Origin of the sequence: Planktothrix sp. FACHB-1355, assembly GCF_014748295.1 — a bacterium.
Lineage (GTDB): Bacteria > Cyanobacteriota > Cyanobacteriia > Cyanobacteriales > Aerosakkonemataceae > Aerosakkonema > Aerosakkonema funiforme_A.
Map to the genome: position 1 here is coordinate 1 of NZ_JACJUP010000758.1, position 3,534 is coordinate 3,534.

The window sequence follows — 3,534 nt, forward strand, 5'->3', positions numbered from 1 at the left end:
CTACTCAAAATCGGATTAATTCTATTTTGGATAAAAGGAATATCACTCAAGATGACCGAGACTACTTAAACGTGCTTGGTAGTTTAGTTTATAATTACGAACAAAAACATGAGGTAATGCCTGTTTTGAAAGGTGTCAAGCTGCTCAAAGCTTTGATGGTGGAAGATAATATTGAAGCAAAAGACTTGGTTGGTATATGGGAAAATGAGGTACAGGTGTCTGAGGTACTGAATGGGGAACGGGAAATGACCGCAACTCAAATGCAAAAGTTAGCTGAGTTTTTCCATGTTTCTGCTGGGGCGTTTTTGGATTGAATATTGCCAGATGTTTCGCTATCACTAGATTCTTCTTCCAGTAGTTCTTCTATTGTTTCCAAATGTCCTAAAATATGAGGAATAGAACCATACTGAAAGAAATCAAATATTTCTGTAAGCTTTTCTATTTCTGGCTCTTCTTTGGCTACATCAATTATCTGCTTGGAAATGCTTTCCAAGTCCAAGCTAATTTCTTCGAGATTAAACAGCAATCGATCGAGCTTCTTTTTACCAAGTTCAATTTCTAGTTTATCTCGATGTTCTTTTATAGTATTTATTGCATCTCTTATGGAGTAGGTTTTGGAAATCATAATGTTAATTCCTCGCTAGATTTTACTGAAATAAATTCGGTGTAAACTCTCCCATGATTTCGGATGCTTGCCTTAAAGCTTCTACAACAGCATCAACCTCTTTTCTAGTGTAGGTATCTTCAAGAATTTTCCTTAATTGAGCTTCCGAAAGCCCTTCATCTTCGATCTGGTTGATGAAATTTTTAATTTCTTTCCACCAGTGGGGACGATCCTGTTCTGGATCGTCCTGATGATCGGGCGGTCTACCTGCAACAGTCTCTCCTAGTATTCTAGCCAAATGAATAATGATTTGTTTAAAAAGCGTCTTAACTTTTTTCTTTACTCGCTGGGCAAGAGTAACAAAAGTGGATTCGACGTTTAAGCCCAGATACATACCCTGACAGTAATCGAGGAGATGGTCGATCGCCAGCGGTAACTTGCTTTGAACCGTTAAAGGATATAATAAACTATGTGTCATTTCAAGAAGTACCTGTAATTATTGGTAAACTGATTAAGGAGTGAGTAAATTTATAAGATTATAACTCTATTTTTAAAGTGATATTGTCGCGCAGTTGATTACAAATTAGGCAACTTACGGACAGCTTGCTCGATTTTATCCGGTTCTGAACAGTAAGCGATCGTAACATCTCGAAGTCGTCGCGGATAGGAAATGTTTCTCTTATCTAAAAGTAGATCGAAGCCACGAGCGATAGATATGGCTACTTGATTCGTAATCAAATATCTATCATGAGGCATTTGATTAGCTTGGGTTTCCTCCTTGATAATTAATTTAAAGTTAGGAAAACTATGCGTGTTTCTCGTATCGGATTCAAACTGACGGAGTGATGCAATAAAAGATGGTATTTTCGCTTTGTCTATCTTACGGGTATCCAAACCACAGTATACCTCAAAGACACCACTTGCTCCCAAGCGCGATTCCCGAAGGAAGACATCAATAATCCACTCCAGCGTAAGTTTATAATTATCTCCTATTTGACCTATATCAGGAGTTTGTAAAGCTGACCTACCGATCCAGCGATCGTAAATTTTTATATGCTTTGCATCTCTGAATAGGGGAATCAGAATTTCCTGCTCGAATTTATCCTGCTTCCATTCGCCGTTAGGGATAATGCGATCGACCTGTTTCAGATGAAATTCAAATAAATTAGAGATGCGATATTCAGCAACATCGATAACTTCAACACTTGGGAACAACGCTAACTGTGTCTCTGTACACTCTTTGCAACCATAACTAACCAAAATAGCTGGCGGCGAATATTCTTTACATATCCTGATACATTGCTGACAGGGTTTGTTCTTGCAGATAGCTTGAAATCCATTTGACAGCGACACTTCAATAAAGCGATTTTTCTTCTTGAGATCCTTCAAAAGTACCTCAGCTTTCTTCCTGAACTTAACTGGTAACTTGCCGATATCTTGAAATAATGCTGCTCTGATGCAGTTGGTTTCATCCGAAAGAACTACACCGTTTTTTTCTAAATCCTGAAGTAGTCCGATCATCATACCGTAGTGAACGGATTGGTTCTCAGGATCTGCTTTTAAGACTGAGGGTAAAATTATTGTTCGCACCAGCATATTATTGAAAAATCTCGTTAAAATCTTCTTCAAAAAATCCACCAGGCCACTCGTCTATAAAGTCGCCTTCTTCATCCAGCCTTAAGTGCAAGCACTTTGAGCCTTCTGCACCACGGTCAACATAAATAACCGATACATCTTCGGGTTTTAACTCTCCCTTACGGATTAACTTCTGAAGCCGCAGCATTAGATGTTCGCTGTGAGTTTCAATGATAAACTGATTATTTAAAGGCGGCTTGATGCACTCTGCCAATAGAGAACCGAGTTCTGCTTGTAAACGTGGGTGGATATGTATCTCTGGCTGCTCGATCAAAAGCGTTGTATTTCGTGAAAGCATACTCTGCACAATAATTGGCAGCACTTGGCTGATACCAAATCCTACATCTAAAAGGCTAACATTTACATGAGTGTATTTGTCAACTAAGCGCAACGCAAAAACATCGCTTAATTCGGATGTCTCCTTGTTAGTGTATGATGCGACTTTGAGTTCGTATTCCAATCCAAAGCGTTCCAGTTGTTCGTTTACCTGTTTCAAAAGCTCTGGATTCCTGAACAGGATGTCTGATACCATCTTTCCAGACTTTCCTACTTGTTGGCTTGAGTTGCCACTTAAAATGTAGAGTCGTTCCGGGTAGTCTCGGAGCGGGCCAATGTAAATTAAACTCTCCAGGAAACGCCGAAACATAGAACAAGCCTGAAGTGTGACGCCCAAAACATCTGGCAGCCAATGGCGTCTGTGATCCTGAAATAGGTATCGGATTTCTGGGTCAGGTAACTTTTCTACAAGCAGGCCATCTGAAGTGACGGGTAGGAAGTTTCGACAGATAATAAATGGATGCTGATACGCTTTTGAGAAGTCCTCTATAGCTTCCTTAAATTTGTAGTTATCGAAGCGTTTCTTCAACTGGATTAATTCGGTTATTTCCTTCTCAAGTTTTTCTAGCTGTTCTTTTTTTTTCTTTGACTGTAATTGCGATGCTCGACTATTTTTTTGCTTCAGATGGCTGTTAACCTCTGCGAGTGCGTTTTTGGCAATTTTCGAGCCGTAAATATCAAACCAAGCCTTCCAAAAGTTATAGTCATAGTTGATATTGTCTACCTTTAGGATTATCTCTCGCGAACCAGCACGCTCAATTTCCAAGACCTCTTGCTTTTCAGGTTTATAGATAACCACAGGGTATGACTCGTCTTCCAGGAACAATTCAACTGATGAAAAAACTACATTTGATGTCTGTTTATCATAGCTGAAAGCAACCTGTAACCCTAAAAGAGGAGCCTGAATCAGCTTTTCTCTGAGAAGGTTTTCTAAAGGATTAGGTTTTCCCTGCTTGCCA

At 39.4% G+C, this 3,534-nt stretch carries 5 protein-coding genes; 1 reads left to right on the plus strand and 4 read right to left on the minus strand.

Annotated elements, in window-relative coordinates; genetic code table 11:
* Positions 1–314 (plus strand): transcriptional regulator (locus H6S82_RS24375; protein ID WP_191056842.1); only part of this gene is annotated, 314 nt, incomplete at its 5' end.
* On the opposite strand, the gene H6S82_RS24380 is transcribed toward H6S82_RS24375, so the two are convergent.
* The 4 genes from H6S82_RS24380 to H6S82_RS24395 form a co-directional block, all read right to left on the minus strand.
* Positions 257–625, minus strand: coding sequence for a hypothetical protein (locus tag H6S82_RS24380; RefSeq protein WP_190470482.1), 369 nt, complete (start codon positions 623–625; stop codon positions 257–259). The genes H6S82_RS24375 and H6S82_RS24380 overlap by 58 nt on opposite strands.
* 22 nt (positions 626–647) lie before the next feature.
* Complete coding sequence (locus tag H6S82_RS24385; RefSeq protein WP_190470484.1) at positions 648–1,082, minus strand: hypothetical protein; 435 nt, start codon at positions 1,080–1,082, stop codon at positions 648–650.
* Positions 1,083–1,180: 98 nt separating this feature from the next.
* Positions 1,181–2,200, minus strand: coding sequence for a hypothetical protein (locus tag H6S82_RS24390; RefSeq protein WP_190470485.1), 1,020 nt, complete (start codon positions 2,198–2,200; stop codon positions 1,181–1,183).
* 1 nt (position 2,201) lies between these two features.
* Positions 2,202–3,534 (minus strand): DUF3696 domain-containing protein (locus H6S82_RS24395; protein ID WP_191056843.1); only part of this gene is annotated, 1,333 nt, incomplete at its 5' end.

Bases quoted from the DNA above. Each gene is read 5' to 3' on its own strand.
- H6S82_RS24380 (WP_190470482.1), bottom strand. From the start codon at position 625: ATGATTTCCAAAACCTACTCCATAAGAGATGCAATAAATACTATAAAA.
- H6S82_RS24385 (WP_190470484.1), bottom strand. From the start codon at position 1,082: ATGACACATAGTTTATTATATCCTTTAACGGTTCAAAGCAAGTTACCG.
- H6S82_RS24390 (WP_190470485.1), bottom strand. From the start codon at position 2,200: ATGCTGGTGCGAACAATAATTTTACCCTCAGTCTTAAAAGCAGATCCT.